The 24,310-nt window shown below is 57.8% G+C and carries 19 protein-coding genes, 1 tRNA gene, 1 pseudogene and 1 riboswitch; of the genes and pseudogenes, 17 read left to right on the top strand and 4 right to left on the bottom strand.

Going from position 1 to position 24,310, the window contains the following annotated elements:
* Positions 1-39: 39 nt before the first annotated feature.
* The 4 genes from L1P08_RS03320 (at position 40) to L1P08_RS03305 (ending at position 3,634) form a co-directional block, all read left to right on the top strand.
* Positions 40-771, top strand: a complete 732-nt coding sequence (locus L1P08_RS03320; protein WP_303618587.1) for a TerC family protein — start codon at positions 40-42, stop codon at positions 769-771.
* Entirely contained in the window at positions 768-1,739 is a 972-nt protein-coding gene (locus tag L1P08_RS03315; protein ID WP_303618586.1) for a quinone oxidoreductase family protein, read from the top strand. Before L1P08_RS03320 ends, L1P08_RS03315 begins: the two co-directional genes overlap by 4 nt.
* A 43-nt stretch (positions 1,740-1,782) precedes the next feature.
* A tRNA-Ser gene (locus L1P08_RS03310) sits at positions 1,783-1,872 on the top strand.
* A 250-nt stretch (positions 1,873-2,122) separates the two neighbouring features.
* The gene (locus L1P08_RS03305; RefSeq protein WP_303618585.1) at positions 2,123-3,634 is read left to right on the top strand and encodes a UxaA family hydrolase; all 1,512 of its coding nucleotides are present in this window, start codon (positions 2,123-2,125) and stop codon (positions 3,632-3,634) included.
* 4 nt (positions 3,635-3,638) lie between these two features.
* Here L1P08_RS03305 and L1P08_RS03300 read toward each other — a convergent pair whose 3' ends face one another.
* Together L1P08_RS03300 and L1P08_RS03295 are read right to left on the bottom strand one after the other, a co-directional pair.
* Complete coding sequence (locus tag L1P08_RS03300) at positions 3,639-4,655, bottom strand: aldo/keto reductase (protein WP_303618584.1); 1,017 nt, start codon at positions 4,653-4,655, stop codon at positions 3,639-3,641.
* 54 nt (positions 4,656-4,709) lie between these two features.
* Positions 4,710-5,450 carry a GntR family transcriptional regulator gene (locus tag L1P08_RS03295; protein ID WP_303618583.1) on the bottom strand — a complete coding sequence of 247 codons (741 nt, stop codon included), beginning with the start codon at positions 5,448-5,450 and terminating at the stop codon, positions 4,710-4,712.
* 199 nt (positions 5,451-5,649) lie between these two features.
* On the opposite strand from L1P08_RS03295, the gene L1P08_RS03290 reads away from it, so the two are divergent.
* The 6 genes from L1P08_RS03290 to L1P08_RS03265 all read left to right on the top strand — a co-directional run bounded on the left by L1P08_RS03290 (position 5,650) and on the right by L1P08_RS03265 (position 12,525).
* Positions 5,650-6,396, top strand: coding sequence for an SDR family NAD(P)-dependent oxidoreductase (locus tag L1P08_RS03290; RefSeq protein ID WP_303618582.1), 747 nt, complete (start codon positions 5,650-5,652; stop codon positions 6,394-6,396).
* 217 nt (positions 6,397-6,613) lie between these two features.
* Positions 6,614-8,113: a sugar ABC transporter ATP-binding protein gene (locus tag L1P08_RS03285; protein ID WP_303618581.1), complete on the top strand. Its 1,500-nt coding sequence runs from the start codon at positions 6,614-6,616 to the stop codon at positions 8,111-8,113.
* Positions 8,110-9,102 carry an ABC transporter permease gene (locus L1P08_RS03280; RefSeq protein WP_303618580.1) on the top strand — a complete coding sequence of 331 codons (993 nt, stop codon included), beginning with the start codon at positions 8,110-8,112 and terminating at the stop codon, positions 9,100-9,102. Before L1P08_RS03285 ends, L1P08_RS03280 begins: the two co-directional genes overlap by 4 nt.
* Positions 9,103-9,104: 2 nt before the next feature.
* Positions 9,105-10,067, top strand: a complete 963-nt coding sequence (locus L1P08_RS03275; RefSeq protein ID WP_303618579.1) for an ABC transporter permease — start codon at positions 9,105-9,107, stop codon at positions 10,065-10,067.
* A 35-nt stretch (positions 10,068-10,102) separates the two neighbouring features.
* Positions 10,103-11,035 (top strand): sugar ABC transporter substrate-binding protein, encoded by a 933-nt coding sequence (locus L1P08_RS03270; RefSeq protein ID WP_303618578.1) that lies wholly within the window; start codon positions 10,103-10,105, stop codon positions 11,033-11,035.
* A gap of 233 nt (positions 11,036-11,268) precedes the next feature.
* Positions 11,269-12,525: an Hsp70 family protein gene (locus L1P08_RS03265; RefSeq protein WP_303618577.1), complete on the top strand. Its 1,257-nt coding sequence runs from the start codon at positions 11,269-11,271 to the stop codon at positions 12,523-12,525.
* A gap of 106 nt (positions 12,526-12,631) precedes the next feature.
* Here L1P08_RS03265 and L1P08_RS03260 read toward each other — a convergent pair whose 3' ends face one another.
* Complete coding sequence (locus tag L1P08_RS03260; protein ID WP_303618576.1) at positions 12,632-13,522, bottom strand: DMT family transporter; 891 nt, start codon at positions 13,520-13,522, stop codon at positions 12,632-12,634.
* Positions 13,523-13,630: 108 nt separating this feature from the next.
* Positions 13,631-13,785, bottom strand: a riboswitch (FMN riboswitch).
* 120 nt (positions 13,786-13,905) lie between these two features.
* Between L1P08_RS03260 and L1P08_RS03255 the strand changes: the two genes are divergently transcribed.
* From L1P08_RS03255 to L1P08_RS03235, 5 genes are all read left to right on the top strand, one after another.
* The gene (locus tag L1P08_RS03255) at positions 13,906-14,565 is read left to right on the top strand and encodes a 5-oxoprolinase subunit B family protein (protein WP_303618575.1); all 660 of its coding nucleotides are present in this window, start codon (positions 13,906-13,908) and stop codon (positions 14,563-14,565) included.
* Entirely contained in the window at positions 14,562-15,464 is a 903-nt protein-coding gene (locus L1P08_RS03250; RefSeq protein ID WP_303618574.1) for a 5-oxoprolinase subunit C family protein, read from the top strand. The genes L1P08_RS03255 and L1P08_RS03250 overlap by 4 nt, the downstream gene beginning before the upstream one ends.
* Positions 15,461-16,201, top strand: coding sequence for a 5-oxoprolinase subunit PxpA (locus tag L1P08_RS03245; protein WP_303618573.1), 741 nt, complete (start codon positions 15,461-15,463; stop codon positions 16,199-16,201). Before L1P08_RS03250 ends, L1P08_RS03245 begins: the two co-directional genes overlap by 4 nt.
* A 58-nt stretch (positions 16,202-16,259) precedes the next feature.
* Positions 16,260-17,162 carry a bifunctional methylenetetrahydrofolate dehydrogenase/methenyltetrahydrofolate cyclohydrolase FolD gene (folD, locus tag L1P08_RS03240; protein WP_303618572.1) on the top strand — a complete coding sequence of 301 codons (903 nt, stop codon included), beginning with the start codon at positions 16,260-16,262 and terminating at the stop codon, positions 17,160-17,162.
* 97 nt (positions 17,163-17,259) lie between these two features.
* A complete protein-coding gene (locus tag L1P08_RS03235) occupies positions 17,260-17,856 on the top strand; it encodes a hypothetical protein (RefSeq protein WP_303618571.1) in 597 nt (198 codons plus the stop codon).
* Positions 17,857-17,872: 16 nt separating this feature from the next.
* Here L1P08_RS03235 and metH read toward each other — a convergent pair.
* A pseudogene (metH, locus tag L1P08_RS03230) lies at positions 17,873-21,629 on the bottom strand (methionine synthase).
* Between the two features lie 255 nt (positions 21,630-21,884).
* Here metH and L1P08_RS03225 point away from each other — a divergent pair.
* Positions 21,885-23,063, top strand: a complete 1,179-nt coding sequence (locus L1P08_RS03225; protein WP_438268432.1) for a septal ring lytic transglycosylase RlpA family protein — start codon at positions 21,885-21,887, stop codon at positions 23,061-23,063.
* Positions 23,064-23,141: 78 nt separating this feature from the next.
* Complete coding sequence (locus tag L1P08_RS03220) at positions 23,142-24,293, top strand: D-alanyl-D-alanine carboxypeptidase family protein (protein WP_368077124.1); 1,152 nt, start codon at positions 23,142-23,144, stop codon at positions 24,291-24,293.
* Positions 24,294-24,310 lie beyond the last annotated feature (17 nt).

Genomic DNA, 24,310 nt, shown 5'->3' with positions numbered 1-24,310 from the left:
ACCATGTTGCGCCAAAGCTGGCGAAAACGGGAGCTTCACATGTACGAACTTCTTCTGGATCCTGCCGTCTGGGCCAGCCTCGCAACCCTGACCCTGATGGAAATTGTCCTTGGCATAGACAATGTGGTGTTCATCTCGGTCATTGTCTCCAAACTGCCCGAACCGCTGGCCAGCCGTGCACGGCAATTGGGGCTGGCGTTGGCCTTGGTTTTCCGTGTTGTGCTGCTGCTGTTGCTCACCTGGATCATCGGCTTGTCGCAACCCCTGTTCGAGGCCTTTGGCCACGCCTTCTCCTGGCGCGACCTGATCCTTCTCGCCGGCGGCCTGTTCCTTATCTACAAGGCAACCTATGAAATTCACCACACCATTGAAGAACCGCACGAGGCGGACCTGAAAGCCAAGGCACAGGCGGTTTTTGGCGCGGTTATCATGCAGATCGTGGTTGTCGACATGGTGTTTTCTGTCGATTCCATTGTCACGGCCATCGGCATGGCCCAGCATGTTGAGGTGATGATCACCGCCGTCGTCATTTCCATGGCAGTCATGTATGTCGCCTCCGGCTCCATTGCCGCCTTCATCGTCAAGCACCCGACCACCAAAATGCTGGCTTTGGCCTTCCTGCTGTTGATCGGCGTGACGCTTGTCGGCGAGGGGCTCGGCTTCCACATTCCCAAGGGTTATATCTATTCGGCCATGGCCTTTGCCGTTCTGGTCGAGGCCACCAATATTTTCGCCATGTCCCGCCGCAAAGCCCGGAGCCAGAAGTCATGAGTAAAGCCATCAGCATAAAAGCCTTTGGTGGCCCGGAAGTCCTCACCCTCGAAGAGCGGGAAATAGGCGCGCCGGGCAAGGGTGAAATCGCCATAAAACAAGAGGCAATCGGCCTCAATTTCATTGATGTCTATGGCCGTACAGGCCTTTATCCCAATCCGCTCCCCTTTGTGCCGGGACAGGAAGGGGCAGGGGTTGTCACCGCCGTGGGGCCAGACGTTACCGAATTCAAACCCGGCGACCGCATTGCCTATCACGGGGCACTCGGAGCCTATGCCGAAGAGCGCCTGCTCCCGGCAGCCAAGGCACTGCCGCTGCCCGATGATATCGGCTTTGATATCGGCGCGGCTATTACCCTTAAAGGACTGACAGCCTGCTATCTTCTAACGATGACATGGCAGGTCAAGCCCGGCGAAACCATTCTGTTTCACGCAGCAGCCGGCGGCGTGGGGCTTCTGGCCGTGCAATGGGCCAAATCCATTGGCGCGCATGTCATCGGCACGGTCGGCTCGGACGAAAAAGCGGCATTGGCCCGCGCCGCCGGTGCCCATGATGTCATCAATCTGCGCACCGAGAATTTTGCTGAACGTGTCCGCGAAATTACCGGGGGCAGGGGTGTCGACGTTGTCTATGATTCGATTGGCAAGGACACGTTTGAAGCCTCTCTTGATTGCCTGCGCCCGCGCGGCCTGATGGTCAGCTTCGGCAATTCATCCGGGCCGGTTGCCGTGCCCAGCCTTGGCGTTCTCGCCACAAAAGGCTCGCTTTACGTCACCCGTCCCACCACGGCCCATTATTTCAGCGACCGCAATGTCGAGCTGGCCAGCGCCAGGACACTGTTTGACATGGTGCGCGAGGGCACGCTCTCCATCAAGATCGGCCAGCGCTTTGCCCTGGCGGATGCGGCAGAGGCGCACCGCGCCCTTGAGGGACGCCAAACCACAGGTTCGACAATTTTGCTGCCCTAGCGCTTGTCAGCCAGCGGCCAACCGGCTAAATGAGCGTCCATGCGGGTGGGTGGCAGAGTGGTTGAATGCACCGGTCTTGAAAACCGGCGGGCGTGAGAGCGTCTCGGGGGTTCGAATCCCTCCCCACCCGCCATAGACTTGAATCTGTACAAGGGCCCCATTTGGGGCCTTTCTTTTTATTCCACAAACGGCATCTGAGGCGATAAGGGCCACAGGGTAACCCCGTGCAGCTCTACGCGCCCGAACCCCACGACAAACATCCCCGTTACCGGGGGCTCTGCTTGACCCTGTTATTCTATTATATTAATATTTTTTATCGACTCCAGCGGAACAGTTTTCGCGGGTGACCCCGTTTTATCAATCAAAGGCAGGTCGGCATTTCCATGGCGCGTTATCTGAAACTGACTGATGCAGACAATATCGTTGTGGCCGTCGAGCCGCTGGCCGTCGGCGACACTGCTGAAAACGCGCAGGCCGGGAAACGCATCCCGCGCGGCCACAAAATGGCCATTGCCGCCATCGCGAAAGACGCGCCCATTATCAAATACGGCCAGGTCATCGGCTTTGCGCGTGACGCAATCATACCCGGCGAATGGGTGCACGAGCACAATGTCTATCTGCACGATTTCGACCGTGACTATCAGTACGGCGTCGACGCCCGCCCGACCGATTACATCGAACCGGAAAACCGTCAAACCTTTCAGGGCTACAAACGCGCCTCAGGCAAATACGGCACGCGCAACTATATCGCGGTGCTGACATCGGTGAATTGCTCTGCCAGCGCGTCGCGCTTCATCGCCGAGCAGGTCACCCGGTCGGGCATTCTCGATGATTACCCCAATATCGATGGCGTGATCTCGCTTGTTCACGGCACCGGCTGCGGCCTCGATGTGGATGGCGAAGCCTATGAATTGCTCAAGCGCACACAATGGGGTTTTGCCACCAATCCCAATGTCGGTGGTGTGCTTATGGTGGGGCTGGGGTGCGAGGCCTTTCAGATCCCCAGATGGATGGATTTCTACGGCATCAAGGAAGAGGCCACTTTCCGTACCCTGACGATCCAGGCCGCCGGCGGCACGCGCCGCACCGTGGAGCAGGGCGTTGAGGCCATTCGCGATATGCTCCCCATCGTCAATCGCGTCGGCCGCAGCACCGCACCGGCATCGGAACTGATGCTCGCCTTGCAATGCGGCGGATCGGACGGCTATTCCGGCATCACCGCCAACCCGGCGCTGGGCATCGCGGTTGATCGTCTGGTGGCCGAAGGGGGCACCGCCATCCTGTCCGAAACCCCCGAGATATACGGGGCTGAACATCTGCTGATGCGGCGGGCAGTCGACAAGGGCGTCGGCGAGCAGCTGGCCGAGCGCATCAGATGGTGGGAGCAATACACAGCCAAGCACGATATGGAGATGAACAATAATCCCTCACCGGGCAACAAGATGGGCGGATTGACCACCATTCTTGAAAAATCGCTCGGTGCGGCCGCCAAGGGTGGATCCACCAATCTGGCTGGCGTGTTCAACTATGCCGATGCGGTCACGCAAAAAGGCCTCGTTTTCATGGATACCCCGGGATATGACCCGGTCTCGGCAACCGGCCAGATTGCGGGTGGAGCGAATGTCCTGTGCTTCACCACCGGGCGCGGCTCGGCCTTCGGCTGCAAGCCGACGCCATCCATAAAGCTGGCGTCCAATGCCTATCTGTTTGAACAGATGACCGAAGACATGGATATCAATTGCGGCGATATTCTTGAGGGTGTCTCGCTTCAGCAAAAGGGTGACGAGATTTTTGCCAGAATTCTCGAGGTAGCCTCAGGCGCACGCACGAAATCCGAAGCCCTCGGCTATGGCGACAGCGAGTTTGTACCCTGGTCCATCGGCGCCACGATGTAGCCGGTCAGCTTTCCGCTTCAAGTTCTGCCCACAAGGCTTCCGGTATCGGCTGAGAGAACCAGTCCAGCCCCTGGGTGACATTTGCCGCAGTGCGGGCACCCACAACCACGGATGTCACCGCCGGATTGCGCAGCGGGAACTGCACGGCTGCCGCGCCAAGCGGCACATCATGAGAGGCACATAACGAGGCGAGACGCTCAACGGTTTGCAGAATTGCGCTCGGTGCCTCTGCGTAATCGAATTTCGTCTGGCCGGCCCCCGTACCCGCGAGAATGCCGGAATTGTAAACACCGCCGCATACGATTGAGACCCCGTTGGTCTGCGCCTTCGCAAGAAGCGGCGCCGCAGAACGATCCAGCAGGGTATAGCGTCCGGCAAGTAGGCAGCAGTCGAGCTGGACTTCGTTCATAGCATCCGAAATCGCCTCGGCCTCGTTGACGCCAAGCCCGAACCCTTTGATCAGCCCGGCAGACCGCAGCTCTTCCAACGCCCTGAAACCGCCCGAAGTCAGCGCACGCCAGTGAAAATCGTGCAGGTCGGCGTGGGTGACCCGGCCAATATCATGCACATAGAGCAAGTCGATCTCCGGCCTGCCAAGCCGCTGTTGGCTATCATCGAAACTGCGCATGATCCCGTCATAGGAATAGTCAAATACCTCACGGAACCCCAAACCGTTCTGCCAACCCGGATCGAGCGGGTTTTTCGGCGGCGCGGGCGGCAAATTTCGTCCCGGCCTGTCGCGGGTCATCAAACGGCCCGCCTTGGTGCTGATGACCGTGTCACTGGCATCATCAATGCATTCGCGCAAAAAGTGTCCAAGCAAATGCTCTGCACGGCCGAGGCCGTACATGGGCGCTGTATCGAAATAACGGATACCGGCGCTCCAGGCCTGCAATAGCACACCCATCGCGTCGTCGAGGCTGACCGGATTATAAAGCCCGCCAAATGCAGCGCAGCCGACACCAAGCCGCGGCAGTTCCAGATTTACGCGCGCAATTTTGCGCCTCTCGGAAAAATCCACCGGTCATTCTCCCTTGTATCACGATGTCGCAAAGGCGATAAGGTCGGCCAACGCTCAGCTTTTTGCCACAGCAGGTCCGTCCGGATTGGCGTCAAGATAGGTCAGCGTGTTGCCCAGCGAGGTTTCCAGATGGGTTTGCAGCGCCTGCATTGAGGCCGCCGCATCATGACTGGCCAGGGCTGCCAGTATGGCGCGGTGCTGGGCGATCGTTTGCAGCCCGGCGCCGGGCGAGGGAAGCGATAACAGCCGGCACCGGTCCATTTGCGCCTTTGACACATCGACAGCTTTCCACAGCATATGCAAATTGTTCACACCGGCAATATAACGGTGAAACTCGTCATCCCGGGCAATGGCCTCATCGAACCGTGATCGTTTCACCGCCACAGCATGCGCCTCGATAATATCTTCCAGATCCTCGATCTGACTTTGCGTAATCACGCTGGCTGCGCGCTTGATGCTTTCCAGCTCAAGCGCGATACGAATGATATATGCTTCCTCAACCTGATTGCGGTGGATGCCCGACACAAACGTGCCGTTTTGTGCAAACACTTCAATCAAACCCTCATCGCTGACCTTTTTAACCGCCTCACGCACTGGTGTGCGCGAAATGGCCAGCTTGGCGGCAATATCGAATTCATTAATCGGCGCGCCCGGCGCCAGCTTGCCGGTGACAATCGCATTGCGCACGAGCGCATAAACCTGGTCGCGCAGCGGAATTGACCGATTGAGCGTTACGCCCTGAAGAAACTCGGACAGCTTGTCATCTATCGGTGGTTCCGAAGTCCTGGTGGCCATCAATATGTCTCCATTCCCTAAGGACGCTTCTATCGCATGTTTTGGCTTGGATAGAAATTTCTCCAAAAGTCAGTCATTGCGAAGCGGTTTCATTTCTGACTACTATTATACTAATGTAATGAGATTGGGCAATCCGCTTGCACGTTGAAGGATCAAGAATGGCCCAACCAAAGAATAATCGACAAGAGTAGGCGTTGAAATGAATGATATTGATTTGCGGGGGCAGGTCGCCTTGGTCACAGGTGGCGCGCAGGGTCTTGGCTATGCTTTTGCAAGGCGCTTGCTGGCATCAGGGGCGAAAGTCAGCCTTTGGGATGTGAACGCCGAACGCCTTGCTCAAGCGCGCGACGAACTGGGGGCAGGCGTTGATACGCAAACGGTAGACATTGTGGATGCGGACGCCGTCACAGCCGCCCATGCGCGCACCGAAGCGCAACTCGGCCCTGTTTCGATCGCGGTCAATTCTGCCGGCATTGCCGGACCGAACCATACGCTTGAAGAATACCCGCTTGAGGAATGGCGGCGGGTCATCGACATCAACCTTAACGGCGCATTTCACGTCAACCGGGCAGTCGTCGGCTCGATGAAGGCACAGAACTATGGCCGAATCGTCAATGTTGCCTCTATCGCCGGCAAGGAAGGCAATCCGAATGCATCCGCCTATTCAGCCTCCAAGGCGGCCGTGATCGGCATGACCAAATCCCTGGGCAAGGAATTGGCAAACCTCGACATCGCGGTGAACTGCATCACGCCCGCGGCGGCGCGGACCCCGATCTTCGACCAAATGAAACAGGAACATATCGACTATATGCTGGCCCGGATTCCGCGTGGCCGCTTTCTCGAGGTCGATGAAGCCGCGAACATGGTCGCCTGGCTGGTATCCAAAGAGAACAGCTTCACCACGGCGTCGGTGTTCGACTTGTCCGGTGGACGCGCGACCTACTGATCGCCGGGTTAAAGTTTCCAGGCAAAATGGCGGGAGACAGGAACGATAGCCGAGGCAACGCGAAAACGTGTTGCAGGGCAGGGGAGACGGGGCGCAAAAAGCGAAGCGCATTATGGATCTGCTCACACTTGCACCGACTGTTATATTAGTGTAACAGTCCCTTAATAGCCGCAAAACTGAACCACCGGCACTTGATGGTGGTTACTGGGAGGCAGGTATGCCGGCACAAAAATGCGCACTGCGAATGCAGGGGATCACCAAGACATTCCCCGGTGTGAAAGCGCTTTCAGACGTGAACTTTTCGGTGGATTTCGGCCGCGTACACGCCATTGTTGGTGAGAACGGCGCGGGCAAATCGACCCTCATGAAAGTGCTCAGCGGCGTCTATATGCCCACAACCGGCACGACCGAGGTTGATGGTGCGGAAGTCCGCTTGCGCAAGCCAGCGGACGCCCAAAGGCACGGCATCCACATGGTGCACCAGGAACTCAATCTTATTCCCGACCTGACCGTGGCCGAGAACGTCTTTTTGGGGCGTATGCCGCGTAAACACTTGCTCGTTGACCGGCAGGAAATGATCCGCAGCACTGAAGCTGTGTTGTCTGAACTGGGTGCAGATATCAATCCGCGGGCAAATGTCGGCGAACTCTCCATCAGCCAGCAGCAGCTTGTCGAAATCGCCAAGGCCTATGCAGCGGATCCGCGCATTATCGTGCTCGACGAACCGACATCGAGCCTGAGCGAACACGAGACAGCTGCGCTCTTCAAGATTCTCGGCAAAATGAAATCAGCCGGCATCGCCATCATCTATATCAGCCACCGTCTCAAGGAAGTTCTCGAGATCGCGGATGATGTGACCATCCTGCGGGATGGCCGCATGATTGACAGCCGGCCCGCAGACGGCATTACCGCCAGCGAAATGATCAAGCTCATGGTTGGTCGCGAGGTGACAAATGTTTTTCCCAAAACACCCTCAAAAATCGGCAAGCCTGTCCTCAAGGTCGAAAATCTCTCCGACGGTTTCAATTTTGAAGGCGTGAGCTTTGATGTGAACGCTGGCGAAATCGTGGGGCTGACCGGGTTGGTGGGCGCAGGCCGCACCGAAGTTGCCAAGACGATTTTCGGCCTGGCCAAAATGACCGACGGTTCAATCGAGATCAACGGCAAGCGCATCACCATCAATTCGCCTTCGGCGGCGCGGGCGGCAGGCATTGCCTATGTCCCCGAGGACCGCAAGGGCGAGGGCATTGTGCGCACAATGACAGTGCGTGAGAACATCAGCCTTGCCATCCTGCGTCAGCTAAGCCGTTTCGGTCGGGTCAGCATGCGCGCCGACCGCAACCTTGCTGCCAAATATGTTGCCGACTTTTCGATTGTGCCCTCGGACCCCGAACGACGGATTGATCTGCTCTCGGGTGGCAATCAGCAAAAGGCGGTGATTTCAAAATGGCTGTCTGCTCAACCCTCCGTGCTGATTCTCGACGAGCCGACACGCGGCGTTGATGTGGGCGCCAAGTCAGAAATTCACCGGATCATTGGCGAGCTTGTCTCCAATGGCATGGCCGTGCTCATGATCTCGTCGGAATTGCCGGAAATCATCGGCGTTTGTGACCGGGTCTTTGTGATGCGGGATGGCCGCGCCACCCCACCGCTCGCGCGCGCCGAACTCAGCGAAGAAAGGATCATGTCGTTGGCCACCGGAGAGGACGCGGCATGACAGACACTTCATTGCCCATGCAGAAAACCGCAAATTCGCGTTACAATCGCGGCAGCCGCATTTTTGATGTCTTGTCCAGAGCGGGCCTGTTGATCGCCATTCTGGCCGTTTTCATTTACGGCGCAATCAGCAGCAATGTGTTTTTTACCACCGGCAATCTGGTCAATGTGCTCACCTCCATGGCAATCATCGGCATTGTCGTGGTCGGCATGACCTTCGTGCTCGTGGTTGGCAGCCTCGCAGATCTTTCCGTCCCCGCAACAATCGCTGGCGGCGCCATTCTGTCACTGGCGCTTCAGCCAGTCGTTGGCCCCGTACCGGCATTCGCATTGGCTGTGGGCTTTGCCGGGGCCTGCGGCCTGGTCAACGGCCTGCTTGTTGGCTATGTCGGGATCAATCCCATCATTGCCACACTGGGCGTAGGCACAGTTGTTCTCGGTATCGTTCAGGCCGCTGTCGGCGGTGTGATCGTTTACGGCAACGACCCGGCAGTTGCAGCGCTCGTCAAGGGTCGTGTGCTGGGCGTGCCCGTTATCGTTCTGGTCTTTGTGGTGGTCGCCATTATTGGCCATTTTGTCCTGTCGCGTTCCTTTTGGGGGCGCTGGACCATGGCCACAGGCGGCAATTACAAAGCCGCCGAGGCGAGCGCTGTGCCCGTAAGGGCCGTCAAGGCTGGCGCATTCGTGATTTCCGGTCTCTGTGCCGGGCTGAGCGGCGGTCTGCTTGGGTTGACCTTGCAAAGTGCCCGCCCTGAAGTCGGGGCCGGGTATGAATTCGCCTCCATCACAGCTGTGGTGGTGGGCGGCATCTCCATTCTCGGTGGTCTCGGCTCCATACCCCGCGCCATTGCCGGTCTGGTTTTTGTCCAGACACTGACCAATGTCATGGTCCTGCAGGGCGTGCGCACACCTATACAGGGCTTCGTGCTGGGTCTTCTCATTGCAGTGGCCGTGGCGCTCGATGTCGCCTTGCGCAAGCGGGGAGTGTGATCATGCCGATAACCTCATTGATCATTCGCTATCGCGTCGCCATCATTCTCGCCGCCACCCTGATCGTTGCCTGCATCTGGGTGCCCGGTTTCGCCAGCCTGTCCACCGCCAGCCTTGGCCTCGACCGGGGTGCCACAATCGGCATTATCGCAATCGGGCTCACGGTTCTGCTCATCGCCGGACAAATCGATCTGTCAGGCGGGGCCGTATTCGCCCTGTCGGGGATCGTGGCAATCGGCCTGCAGCCCTCGATCGGCATCTGGCCAGCAGCCTTTGTCGGCATACTTGCAGGGGCCGCATGTGGTGTGGTGAACGGCCTGCTCTCGGTGGTCTTCAAGGTCAACTCACTCGTCGCCACCCTGGCAACCATGCTGATCTTCCGCGCCATCGCGCACTGGATCACCAATAGCCAGCCGGTTGCCGGTGTCGACATCATGTTCTCGCTGGCTATGGCGAAAATCTATCTCGACCTGTTCACCGTCCGCAGCGGCCTGTTCCTTATCGCCCTGGTACTCTTGCACTTCTGGCTGACCCGCACCGTTTCCGGCCGAAACCTCTTCGCGGTCGGCTCCAACGCCACGGCGGCGGAATCAAGCGGCATCGCCGCCAACGTGGTCTTGTTCTTCAGCTTCGTATTTGCCAGCACGCTCGCCGGACTGGCTGGCGTCCTGCAAAGCCTGACCGCCAATACCGGCTCGCCCGTCTTCGGCGAAGACCTCACGGTCATGGTCATTGCCGCAGTTGTTGTCGGCGGCACACGTCTCGAGGGGGGCAGGGGGTCTGCATTGGGCACCCTGGGCGGTGTGCTCACCATCGCATCGCTGACCACCGCCATGGAGTTCCAGTCCGTACCTGCCTACATCCAGCAGGTGGTGACCGGTCTCATTCTCATTCTGCTTGTCGTCCTCGACCGTGCGGTCCGGCGACAATCATACAGCCACGCCGCGACGATCAGCCAAAGCTGACGTCGATAAAAAACGACCATTCAAAGGAGGAAACAATGAAATTGAAACCCGTATTACTCGTAAGTGCCGCCGCGCTTCTCGCCTCGGTGAGCTGGGCACAGGCAAAGACGGTCTGCTATGTGACAGCCGCCGACTCCCATGCCTATGCAACGCCCGCCAATCAGGCGCTTCAGGCCCGTGCCGATGAACTCGGCATCGATATCCTCAGCCTCAGCCAGGATTTCGACGTCCAGAAGGGCACCGAACAGCTCAACACCTGTATCGCCCGCAAGGTTGACGGCATCATCCTGTGGCCGCTCGATCCCCAGGCCTATATCCCGGGTCTGGCACGGGCACAGGCCGCGAATATCCCGGCCATCCTGATCAATTCCCCGATGGGCGACCAGGCCCAGCAGTTTATCGTCTCGTTCACCGGACCGGACGTTTACGCTGAAGGTGAAATGGCCGCGGATGCGCTGAATGAAGCTCTGGGTGGCGAAGGCTCAATCGTTGTCATCGCCGGTCAGGCCGGCAATGGCACAACCATCGGCCGCGTCGGTGGTTTCGAGGATCGTCTGGCAGAAATCGGCAGCGGCATCGAAATCCTCGACACCGTCAATGCCGATTTCGATCAGCAGAAGGCACTCGTGGCCAGCCGCGATCTGATCACCCGTTTCGGTGACGGCATCAAGGGTGTCTATTCCAACGACGACACCATGGCCCGCGGCTTTATCGACGCCTGGAAGGAAGCCTATCCGGACACGCAGACACCGCCAATTGTCGGCATTAACGGTCAGAAGGACGCTTTCGAATCCATTCGTTCAGGCGAAATGTACGCCACCATCGTGCAGTCACCTGTTGAAGACGGGAAAGTGGCCATGAACACAATGGCCGAAATTCTTGACGGCACCGAAGTCGATGCGCGCGTGCCGATCCCGCTGACCGTTGTCACGCTGGACAATGTCGAAACTGTTGAACCGGCATTCTGATCCAACGCACACCATGTGCATATAATACAGCAGGCCCGGTGTTCACCGGGCCTGTTTTCGTTTGCGCCGGATGACGCTATCCCAAGCGCAAACCGATACGTCAGCACCTGCCATCGCGCGGCTGTTCAGCCCACCATCTTCCCTTTTGTCGCCACACCGGTTAAGAGGCGCGTCCACGTCCGTGGCTCCCATCGGATATGTGGCGACATTTCAGATCAATGCAGGGCAGTCTCATGCGCACCGCCAGTTGCGGCCTCGATTTTGGCACGTCAAATTCCACCTTCGGCTTTGTCGGCCCGGATGGCACACCGCAATTGGTGGCGCTGGAGGACGGCAAACAGACCATGCCCAGCGTGCTGTTCTTCAATTTCGAGAATGACCAGACCTATTTTGGCCGCGCGGCCATGCTGGAATATGTAACCGGTGCCGATGGCCGTGTCATGCGGGCGCTCAAAAGCATTCTCGGCTCGTCCCTGATGCATGATGAAACCCGCATCAAGGCGCGCCGCGTGCCCTTCACCGAAGTCCTTGGCACCTTCCTCAAGGAATTGCATGACCGGGCGCAGGCCGTGGCCGGCGATGCAATCGAACAGGTGGTGGCGGGTCGCCCCGTGCGTTTTGTCGATGATGACGATGCCGCAGACCGGAACGCCGAGACCCAGCTCGAAGGCGCCATCCGCGCCCAGGGCTTCCGTCACATCGAATTCCAGTTCGAGCCGATTGCGGCAGCGCTCGATTATGAGCGCCAGATCAACAATGAGCAATTGGCGCTGGTCGTCGATATCGGTGGCGGCACCTCCGATTTCACCATCGTGCGCCTGTCACCCGAACGGGCCCGCGCAGCCGACCGGCAGGCCGATATTCTGGCCACAGCGGGCGTTCACATTGGTGGCACGGATTTTGACCGTCTGCTGTCCATGTCCAGCGTCATGCCCATGCTGGGGCTTGGCTCACTGGTCAAGTCGGGCGACCGGCCCTTGCCCATCGGCCCGTATTTCGATCTGGCCACATGGCACCGCATCAACCGGCTCTATACCCGCCAAACGATGACCGGCCTGCGCGCCACCCGTCAGGAAGCGCACGACACCACAAAAATCGACAAACTGATCGATATTGTGGAGGGGCGTTACGGCCATTTGCTGGCCGCCCATGTGGAAGAGGCAAAAATCGCCCTGACCGAACAAGAGGTCATCGACTTCCGGTTCAACCCGGACAATATCGGGCTGGAAAAAACCATCACCCGCAACGATTTTGACGCGGCCATCGCGGCAGAAGCGGCACGTATCCCGGCAAAGATCACCGATATGCTGGCCAGCGCCGGGCTGAAGGCTGATGCCATCCAGACGCTGATCATGACCGGGGGCTCGACCCAGATCGCAACTGTCCGGCGCGGTTTCAACGCCATGTTTGAAAACGCAAAATTCGTCGAAACAGATGCCTTTGGCAGCGTCGGGCTCGGCCTCGCACTCGACGCATCGCGCCGGTTCTAGCGCCGGTCGGGTTTCGCTGAAAACCCTCGTCGTCATCGCGAGGATTCGGGGGAGGCCGGAAACACTCTAAAAAAGCCGCCCGGCATCAAAGCCGGGCGACACGTGCTCACGCCGTCTTGTTTTCGCGTGTCGCAATGTAAAGCGAGGCCGCCGCGATCAGTGCCGCGCCCGGCCAGAAATTGAACGAGGGCGCATAGGCAAATACCAGCCAGCTCGCCAAAACGTTCAGCGGCAGCTTCAAATCGTCAAACGGTTGCAAATAAGCCGCGTCCGCTGTGGCATAGGCCCGCGTCATGCAATAATTGGCCGCTGCCGTCAGCACACCAAGGGCAATGAGGATCATCAGATGCGATCCGGCGGGCACGACGAACCCGGTTGTCACCAAAACCACCGCATTGATCGGCGTCAACAACAGCAGCAGATAAACGGTAATCGTCGCCGGTTTTTCGTCAGCCGTCAGAAACTTGGTGATCAGCGAGGCACCAGCCCAAAGCGCGGCCGCAAGAATCGGCAACAGGGCGGTCAGCGCGAATGTCGCCGACCAGGGCTCGAGAATAATCATCGCCCCGATAAAAGCCGCCACCGTCGCCACTATGCGGCTCATGGTGATATTCTCTTTCAGCAGCAAACCGGCCCCGGCAATCACGAAAAACGGCGAGGTCATGGTCAAGGCAATCACCAGCCATATTTCAAGCGACGCCAGTGAGGACACAAAGGCCTGCACGCCGCCGGCGGACAAAACCACCCGCACGATGTGCCAGCCGAGATGATTGGTCGCCAGCGCCTTGCGGCCCTCGCGCCAGATCCAGGGCAGCGCAAAAACCAGCGCAAACAGATATTGATAAAAGGCGACAGCCGTCGCCCCCTGGCCATCCACCTGCGTGGCCCATTGGGTGGCAATATTCACCCCGGCAAAGGCAATGCCCGCCAGAATCATGAAAAAAGCCCCCCGCACAGCGGCGGGGAGTTTTGAAAAATTGGAGGTCGTCTGGTTCACTATATCGATCCTTTATCGTAGCCCAGCCACCTCAGGGATACGGGGATCGATATGCCGGAACGCACAGCCAACGCGGAAACGCGGGGACAGCATGCCGGCCTTTATCGTTCCCGTTCTCTCACATCCGGACTATGACCGTCGGCTTCGGAATCACACCGAATCTGCTGACCCGAAAACCAGAAGGCTTTCGGCGCTCGCGGGCTTACAGTGCATGGGCACTGCTTACCGCCGGTGGGGACTTTCACCCCGCCCTGAGAACGTTCAATATCGTAACCTTACGATATTGCCCAAAAGCCATAACCGAGCTTTCCCGGCAAATCAACGCTTTGCTTGCACAAGGTGAGAGGGGTATGGAATGTCCATCAAACAGAAAGACGCTTGGAATGGATGATCTGCGCCCCACATTAATGCCATTGGGCGATCAAGCGCTGCTTGTGCGCTTCGCCCGGCGGCTGGAAATGCGCGCCAATCAGGCGGCCATCAGCCTCGCACATCATCTTGTGGCCAATCCCCCCGCAGGTGTCGGTGAAATCGTGCCTAATCTGGTGTCGGTTCTGGTCCGCTACGATTCTGAAATCACAAGCTTTGATGCACTGGCCGGTGCACTGAGGTTGATTTTGGGTAGTGAGGCGACAGAGGCAGAGCTCAACGGCACAAAACATCACATTCAGGTGCGCTTCGGCGGCGCTGCAGGGCCAGACCTTGAAGCGGTGGCCGCACAGCTGAACCTTGATGTCCCCGATTTTATCGCGCGCCACAATGCAGCGCCGCTACAAGTGCTGACAACGGGCTTCGCCCCCGGTTTTGTGTATTGCGGCATGCATGAGGAGGCCCTGCATCTGCCCCGCCGACAGGAAGTGCGCACACGGGTCATGCCGGGCACCATCCTTTTCGCAGCCGGACAGACTGCAATCACCGCAACCGCCATTCCCACGGGCTGGCACGTCATCGGACAAACCGAATTCCGCAATTTTGACCCAACAGCGACACCGCCCACAATGCTGCATGCCGGCGACAGTGTTCAGTTCGAGGCCATGCCATGAAAATAGACATAACCCGCGCCGGCCCACTCGCAACCGTGCAGGACAGGGGCCGCCACGGCCATTTCGCCGACGGCATATCCGCTTCAGGCCCCATGGATGCAGCCGGCTTTGTCCGCGCTGCACAACTGGCAGAAACAGCTGCCGATACCGGGCTTGAAATCACCATGGCCGGTATCGCCTTCACCTATACCGGCAAGGCTCTAAAAGCCGGATTTTCCGGGGGTGCCTTCACCCTCGCAATCAACGGCAAGCCTGAACAATGGAATGCCGCCTACACGTTGGAAACGGGCGACAAGATCGACATAAAGCCCGGCCCGGCAGGCAATTACGGCTATATTCGTTTTGGCGCAGATCTGGATGTGCCAGTCGTCATTGGCAGCCGGGCCACAAATCTGATTGTGGGTCTTGGCGGCTTTGAGGGCAGGGCCTTGCGCCCCGGCGACAGCCTCAGGCTTGTCCCGGCGAGCGGCGAAATTCTTCACGCTCCGGAAACGCCCGTCGCCCCAGGGCCCGAAGCAGCCATTCGCTTTGTCTGGGGTATCGATGCCGACCGGTTCCCGGCTGAAACGCTTCATGCCTTCACACAGTCCAGCTTCACGATCAGCACAAAACTCGACCGCATGGGCGTGCGGCTTGAAGACAGGGACGCGGTGTTCACAAATGCGCGCATTCTGTCGCTGGTCTCAGACGCCATCGTGCCCGGCGATATCCAGATATTGGGGGATGGCACACCGATTGTGCTGATGCGCGATCATCAGCCCACCGGGGGCTATCCGCGTATCGCCACCCTGATCTCTGCCGATCTGGACCGGTTTGCCCAGTTGCGCCCCGGCACCAAGGTGCAGTTTGCGCCGGTCACAATCGCTCACGCCCAAGCCTTGATGAAGAAAGCCAGATGACAAGCATGGATCTGAATGCGGATATGGGGGAGGGCAGCGGCACCGATCTCGATCTTCTCGATATCGTCTCCAGCGCCTCGATCGCCTGTGGCGGTCATGCCGGCGATGACGCAACCATGCGCCAGACCTTGCGGGCCGCCAGGGCGCGCGGCGTTACCTGCGGCGCACATCCCGGCTTTGCTGATCGCGAAAATTTCGGGCGCAAACGCCTGAACCTGACAAAACAGCAACTCCAGACACAGATCGGCGAACAACTCGCGCGCATTCACGCCATTGCCCAAAGCGAGGACGTTTCGCTCAAATACGTCAAGTTGCACGGTGCCCTTGCCAATATGACCGCCGAGGATGAAGAGCTGGCCCGCACTGCCTTTGCTGTTGTGCGCGATCTGGACCCGGGCCTTGCCATTCTGGCGCTCGATAACAGCGCGCAGGTTAAAGCCGCAGAGGCGCTCGGGCTCACCGTCATCAGGGAAGCCTATGCTGACCGGGCCTATGATTCTGATGGTTTGCTGGTCTCGCGTACTTTGCCCGGTGCCGTTTTGACCGACCCGGCAAAACTGGTCGCGCAATGCCTTGGGCTGGCGCGCGGGGAAATCACCACGCTGGATGGACAAGTCATCGCCTCAGCCTCTGGCTCCATTTGCCTGCATGGCGACACCGCAGGTGCGGTGGAATTGGCACGTCAGGCCCGCAGCGCACTCACAAATGCGGGATTTTCCATTCAGGCGCCTTACTAAGGTTGCATCCGGGGCGTTGGTACGCCATATCGTGCCGCTTACACCCCGGAGAATTGTCATGACAGCCACCATAATCGACGGAAAAGCCTTCGCGGAAACCCTGCGTGGGCGCATTAGCGACCATGTCGCTGATCTCAAGCGCGATCATGACATCACGCCGGGTCTGGCCGTGGTCATTGTCGGCAATGATCCAGCCAGCGAGGTCTATGTGCGCAACAAGGCGCGCCAGACCGAAGAGGTCGGCATGAATTCGTTCAAATACGAATTGCCCGCAACGGTTGCCGAATCAGAACTGCTCCGCCTGATCATGGAACTCAATATCCGCAAGGACGTGCACGGCATTCTCGTTCAGATGCCGGTGCCCGAGCATATCGATGCGGTCAAGATCATCAACGCAATCGATCCGGCCAAGGATGTCGACATGTTCCATCCGCAAAACGCCGGCAAGCTGATGACCGGCCAGCTCGGCCCTGTCTCTTGCACACCCCTTGGTTGCCTCATGCTGCTGCGCGATCTGCATGGCGACCTGTCGGGCATGAATGCAGTTGTCATCGGTCGCTCCAATCTTGTGGGCAAGCCGATGGCGCAATTGCTGCTGCGCGACAACTGCACCGTCACCATGGCCCATTCACGCACCAGGGATCTGGCCGAGGTTGTCTCCCGCGCCGATATCGTCATTGCAGCTGTGGGGCGCACCCAGATGGTCAAGGGCGACTGGATCAAGAAAGGCGCCACCGTCATCGATGTGGGCATCAACCGCATTCCAGCACCCGAGCGCGGTGAGGGCAAAACCCGTCTGGTCGGCGATGTCGATTTTTCCGAAGCGGTAGAAGTCGCCGGTGCCATCACCCCGGTGCCCGGCGGTGTCGGCCCGATGACCATTGCCTGCCTGCTCGCCAACACGGTCACCACCGCATGCCTTATAAACAACCTTAAACCGCCCAGCGATTTGACGGCCTGAGGAAACGGCGGCGTGGGGGCTTGAGCCTTCTCGCGCTTACATATATTTCACAAACAGCCCCTATATTACCGTCTTCGAGATTCAAGGCTTGGTAAAGATGACATTTCGCGTAGTTTTAGCCTTTGTTATGCTGACATTCTCTTTTTCAGCATTCGCACAGACGGCGCCGCAAACGACTGGCGACAAAGCAGTTTTTGCCTTTGGCGGCCGCCTGATCAACGATAATTTCGAGAACAGCTTCATCCCCTTCATCCCGCCCTACGAGGACAATTATGTCGTCGGCGCGGGCTATCAGCAGTTCTTTTATGAACCCGTCGAAAACTGGAAAATCGGCCTGGAAATCGGCGCTGCAGCCCGGTTCGGCGAGGCTTTGACCGGTGAAGTATGGGCGGGTGCAGTTACCCGCTATGATGGACTTGTCATCGGCGACACCATGCGCATTTCGCCCGCACTCACCTTCGGCCTCAGCGCCATCACCCAGTCAATGGGCGTCGAAACCCTGCGCGAAACAATCAATAACGGCAATGCCAGTCTATTGTTCTATCTCTCGCCCGAAATCAGCCTCGGTATGACCGACACCCCGAACACTGAAGTGTTCTATCGCCTCCATCACCGTTCCGGCGCATGGGGTTTTCTTGGTGGTTTGGCCGACGGCCATAACGCGCACACCATCGGTTTACGCCAGCATTTCTAATAGGTTAGCAGACGCCTCACTCTGCGGCGTCTGCTTTATAATCCGCTGGATTGTAATTGATGATCGGTGCCAGCCAGCGCTCGATCTCAGCAATCGGCATATCCTTGCGCTTGGCATAATCTTCCACCTGATCCCGCTCAACCTTGGCCACACCAAAGTAATAGGCATCCGGGTGCGCGATATAGATACCTGAAACGGATGAGCCCGGCCACATCGCAAAACTCTCGGTCAGCTTCACACCAATCTGATTTTCCGCATCCAGCAACCCAAATAGCGTCGCCTTTTCAGTATGATCCGGCTGGGCAGGATAACCGGGGGCAGGGCGGATACCCTGATAGTTTTCAAGCAGGAGTTCCTCATCGGGAATTGTCTCTTCCGGCGCATAGCCCCAAAGTTCCTTGCGCACATATTGATGCATGCGCTCCGCGAAAGCTTCGGCGAACCGGTCGGCCAACGCCTTGACGATGATTGACTTGTAATCGTCATTCGCCCGGGCAAAGCGCTTCGATATCTCTTCCTCTTCCGCCCCGGAAGTGACAGCAAAACCGCCAATATAATCGGGCTTACCACTGTCGAGCGGCGCAACAAAATCAGAAATACATACGTTGGGCCGGTCACCGCGCTTGGACAATTGCTGACGCAAGCCATGCATGGTCGCCAAACGTTCCTTGCGGGTTTCGTCGGCAAACAGACCGATGTCATCACCAATTGTATTGGCCGGCCAGAACCCGACCACAGCCTTCGGCTTGAACCAGCCCTCATCAAGAATTTGCTTCAGCATGGCTTGGGTATCAGCCCAGAGCGCGCGTGCGGCTTCACCCTGGTTCTCATCTTCAAGAATCGCGGGATAGCGTCCCTTGAACTCCCAGGTCTGAAAATAGGGCGACCAGTCGATGCATTCAGCCAGATCATGCAGGTCCCAGTTGTCGAACACCCGCGTGCCGGTAAATGTCGGCTTTGTCGGGGTATAGCTGTCCCAGTCAACTTTCTGCGCATTGGCGCGCGCCTGATTAAGGCTCAGACGCTGTTTGTCGGCTTCCGACCGCCTGTGCTTCTCCGCGACGCGTGCGTATTCGTCCCGAATACCCTGCAAATAGCCGTCGCGACTTTCAGCCGACATCAGATTGGACACAACACCAACCGCCCGGCTGGCATCGGTTACATAAACGGTCTGTCCGCGCTGATAGTTCGGATGAATTTTCACCGCCGTATGCACACGGCTGGTCGTCGCGCCACCGATCAGCAACGGCACATCAAAACCTTCGCGTTCGAAATCCGCCGCGACCGACGACATTTCCTCAAGCGACGGGGTGATCAGACCAGAGAGCCCGACAATATCCGCATTATGCTCGCGCGCCGCTTCCATGATCTTGGCGGATGGCACCATGACACCAAGATCGATAACTTCGTAATTGTTGCATTGCAGAACGACGCCAACGATGTTCTTGCCAATATCATGCACATCGCCCTTCACGGTCGCCATGATGATCGTACCGTTTGTCGAGCGTGACGTGTCGCCAGAGGCAAGCTTTTCGGCCTCCATGAAGGGCATCAAATAGGCAACAGCCTGTTTCATCACGCGGGCAGACTTGACCACCTGTGGCAAGAACATCTTGCCGGCACCAAACAAGTCCCCCACCACATTCATGCCCGCCATCAACGGACCTTCAATAACGTGCAAAGGCCGCTCCGCCATGGTGCGGGCTTCCTCGGTATCCTCTTCAATGAATTCGGTGATACCATTGACCAAAGCATGCTCAAGACGCTTGTCCACGGAGAACTCACGCCAGCTCAGATCATTCTTGTTCTCGGCCTTGGCCCCGTCACCCTTGAAACGAGCTGCGGCATCGAGCAGGCGCTCAGTGCTGTCGCTGCGGCGATTGAGCACCACATCCTCACAAAGCTCGCGCAATTCGGGATCGATATTCTCATAAACCGCCAGCTGCGCCGCGTTCACAATGCCCATATCCATGCCAGCCTGAATGGCATGGTAGAGGAATACGGAATGCATGGCCTCGCGCACCGGCTCATTGCCCCGGAACGAGAAGGAGAGATTGGATACGCCACCCGAAATATGGACATGCGGCAGGTTCTGCCGGATCCAGCGGGTCGCCTCGATAAAATCAACGCCGTAGTTGTTGTGTTCTTCGATACCGGTCGCAACAGCAAAGACATTCGGGTCGAAGATGATGTCTTCTGGCGGAAAATCGACTTCCTCGGTCAGCAGCTTATAGGCGCGGGCGCAGATATCGATCTTGCGCTGCAGGGTATCGGCTTGCCCCTGTTCATCGAACGCCATGACCACGACAGCAGCCCCGTAGCGGCGCACCAGCCGGGCCTGATGTAGAAAGGCTTCCTCGCCTTCCTTCATCGATATCGAATTGACCACGGACTTGCCCTGAACACTGCGCAAACCAGCCTCAATGACATTCCATTTGGAACTGTCGATCATGATAGGCACGCGAGCGATATCGGGTTCCGCCGCAATCAGGTTAAGGAACTTGACCATGGCTGCCTCGGAATCGAGCAGCCCCTCATCCATGTTGACGTCAATGATCTGGGCACCCGCTTGCACCTGCTGCAGCGCCACATCCAGGGCCGCAGAATAATCATTGGCTTCGATAAGTTTGCGGAACCGGGCAGAACCGGTGACATTGGTGCGCTCACCAATATTCACAAACCGGATTTCGGGTGTGAGCGTAAACGGCTCCAGACCGGACAATCGTAATAAACGTTGAGAACTCAAATCACCCTCACGTGTGGGAATGGGTATGGAAAACACGCGGTGCTTTGCCGCGCACATGGGCGGCAATCTCGCGAATATGATCCGGGGTCGTGCCACAACATCCGCCAAGAATATTGGCGAAACCGGACGCGGCGAACTCACCCAGCAAGGCACCGGTCTGCTCCGGCGCTTCATCGTATAATCCGAATTCATTGGGCAGGCCGGCATTCGGATAAACGCAAAGCGCTACATCGACAACCTTGGCCAGTTCGGCCACGTAAGCGCGCATTTCCTTGGCGCCAAGGCCGCAATTCAGCCCGAAAGAGAAGGGACGAACATGGTTGAGTGAATTCCAGAACGCTTCCGGCGTCTGACCGGACAGAATGCGGCCGGACATGTCGCTGATCGTTCCCGAAATCATCACCGGCATTTTGACGCCGCGTTCAGCACTGATCTCATCGATCGCAAACAATGCTGCCTTGGCATTGAGGGTATCGAAAATTGTTTCCACCAATACCAGATCTACTCCGCCGGCAATAAGGCCGCGCACTTCTTCTGCATAGGCTACCCGTAGTTCATCAAACGTGACGGCCCGAAAACCGGGATCATTCACATCGGGTGATATCGAAGCGGTCCGGTTGGTCGGGCCGAGCGCCCCGGCGACAAAGCGCGGGTTGCCATCTTCCTCTTCGGCCAGCCTAGCCGCTTCGCTCGCCAGCCGCGCGCCACTTTCGGCCAGTTCGAAAGCGAGCTCTTCCATGCCGTAATCCGCCTGGGCAATGGATGTCGCGGCAAACGTATTGGTTTCCGCGATATCCGCGCCGGCCCGAAAATACTCCAGATGCACATCACGCACGGCATCAGGCTGGGTCAGGTTCAACAGGTCATTGTTGCCCTGCAATTGCCGGGTCCAATCCTTGAACCTTTCACCTCGGAAATCTTCCTCGGAGAACTTGTAGCCCTGCAGCATGGTGCCCATGGCACCGTCCATGAGAACAACACGTTCTTTCATCAGATTTTCGAGTAGTGCGATTCGATCGCTACGCATGAAATGTCTCCGTCGACCTGCTGCGCGAAAGGGATTTGAGCTTACGTCCTCTGCGAGGGACCAAGTGTCTCAACGTGCCTCTGAGTGGATATAAAGATTTCTTTATATGATTAAACAGAGCGACGCAAGCGTGCCAGCCTCCTCTTTGCCGGTGTGGGGAGGCGGGGCGTTATCATTTCTCTAACCATGCCGACAGACCGCCCCCAATATTGGGTCGGATTCGGCTATTATTCTTATGACTTGAGTAGGGATAATATGCGGCAGACAATCGGCACGAGCAGCTTGAGAGCGGCAATGCGCAATGGCGTATTGGCGTTTTGTGTCCTTCCATTGCTGGCGGGCTGTGGTGCCATGTCCGGCGTCTCGGATTTCATCAATACGAAAACCAAATTCAGTTCCAGCAAATATGGGGTGTCCGCGTCCAAACGAGTGACCACATCAAAAAACGTTCCAAAAGGGGGCGGGCGCTATCAGGTCGGCAAGCCCTATAAGGTTGCTGGCAACTGGTACACGCCGAAAGAAGACCCGAACTATGATTCAACCGGCGCGGCGTCCTGGTATGGCCCGAATTTCCATGGTCGCCACACCGCCAATGGCGAGATCTTCGACCAGTTTGCGCTGACTGCCGCGCATCCGACGCTGCCGCTTCCATCCTATGTGCGCGTGACCAATCTCGAGAACAACCGTTCAATCATGGTGCGCGTCAATGATCGCGGGCCATTTGTCGGCAATCGCGAAATTGATCTGTCCCGGCGCGCTGCTGAAATGCTCGACTACACCAATAAGGGCACGGCGCGTGTGCGGGTCAAATATGTCGGGAAGGCACCGCTCGAGGGCGACGATACACGCATGCTGATGGCAAGCTACAACAAGCCAACGCAAATGGAGCGCAGCACACAACAGGATACGCGTATCGCCATGGTGGCAACACCAGAGCCACAACGCGACCAATTGGTGGCGTTTCCCGCTTCGTGGTCTGCAGAAAGGCCACGCGACAATGTGCTCGTTACCCCTCAGGGCTTCAACGTTGTCAACGCCACAGCCAGCACTGTGAGCAGTACCGGACTTGGTCCGTTATTTTACGCACCGGACAAGGCCGTAGATTCCAGCAAGGCAGCCGAACTGATCGACAGCGCCTTCGCCGCCACAGAGGCTATGGCCAATCGACCAAAAGCATTGAACGGCTGGCGCGAAAGCATTGACGATGATGCCCGCGCCATACGGTTTCAGCTGGGTGTTTTTGCTGACCCGATCAATGCCGGCAATGTCGAACAGGCATTTGCATTAATCGGCGCCGTAGATGCGGAGCAGATTGCCATTGGCGGCAAGCCTGCAACCGTCCTCACGCTGACCCACCTCAAGCCTGGCGCAACCCGGCAGGATGCCACGCAACGCGCCATGCAGCTTGGCCTTACGGACGCCATTCTGTATTAGTATCTGAAATACAGGAGAGCAGGCGCGCGCATCCCGCATTTTGAGGAAGCGTTGGCTCTGTGAATATTGTGGCAAATGATGACTAGATTTTTAGCGATACTGCTGGCGGCATGCGGCGTGCTTTGGACAGGCGCCGCCTTTGCACAGCTCGATTTTGATACCAAGGCACCGTTTGCCATTCTGATGGATTATGAATCGGGCACGGTTCTTTACCAGAAGAACGCCGACGAGAAGATGGAACCGGCCAGCATGGCCAAGCTGATGACCGTGGCGGTTGTCTTTGACATGCTTAAATCGGGCCGTTTGTCACTCGATGACGAATTTTTTATTTCCGAACACGCATGGCGTGACGGTGGTGCCTCGTCTGGCGGTTCCACCATGTTTGCCGAGCTGAACTCCAAAGTCCGTGTAGGTGATCTGGTTAAGTCCGTCATTATCCAGTCCGGCAATGACGCCAGCATCGCTTTGGCCGAAGGCATTGGTGGCACCGAAGAAACGTTCGCCCGCATCATGAACGAGAAGGCCGAGGAACTAGGTCTCACTCAATCCCATTTCACAAACGCCGCCGGACTGCCCGACCCGGACATGTATGTCAGCGCACGTGACCTTGCGAGCCTCGCGCGCTACATCATCTCTGAATTCCCCGAATTCTACGGCATATTTGCTGAACCGGAATTTGAATGGAATGGCATTACCCAGCAGAACCGCAATTCCCTTCTGGAAATGGGTATTGGCGTCGACGGGCTTAAAACAGGCCACACCGAGAGTGCCGGCTACGGCGAGGTCGTCTCCACGACCGAAGGCGGGCGTCGCCTGATCGCCGTGCTGCATGGTCTCAAGTCCATGCGCGAAAGGGCCGAAGAAGCACGTAAACTGGTGACCTGGGGGACGAGAAGTTTTGAACGGTTGCCCGCATTCAAGGATGGCGAAACAGTGGGCTACGCCAACGTTTATGGTGGCGAAACACCCAATGTTGCGCTAATCGGGCAGGGGGCAATTGACCTTTATATACCCAAAGGTTCACGCAAATGCCTTTCTGCCAGCATTTCCTACCAGGCGCCTATTCGCCCGCCGGTGGAAAAAGGCACAAAGCTTGCCGAATTGCAGGTCTTGTGCGATGGCCAGCTTATCCAGGCCGCGCCGCTTTATGCTGCCGAGTCGGTGGCCGAAGGCGACATTGTCCGACGCGCGTCCGATGCACTCAAAGAACTGGCCATTGGCTGGTTGTGACCAAACAGAGTTGATAC

Origin of the sequence: Mariluticola halotolerans, assembly GCF_021611515.1 — a bacterium.
Classification (GTDB): domain Bacteria; phylum Pseudomonadota; class Alphaproteobacteria; order Rhizobiales; family Devosiaceae; genus Mariluticola; species Mariluticola halotolerans.
Note: the sequence above shows the minus strand (reverse complement) of the source record. Positions and strands in the feature narration are given on the sequence as shown.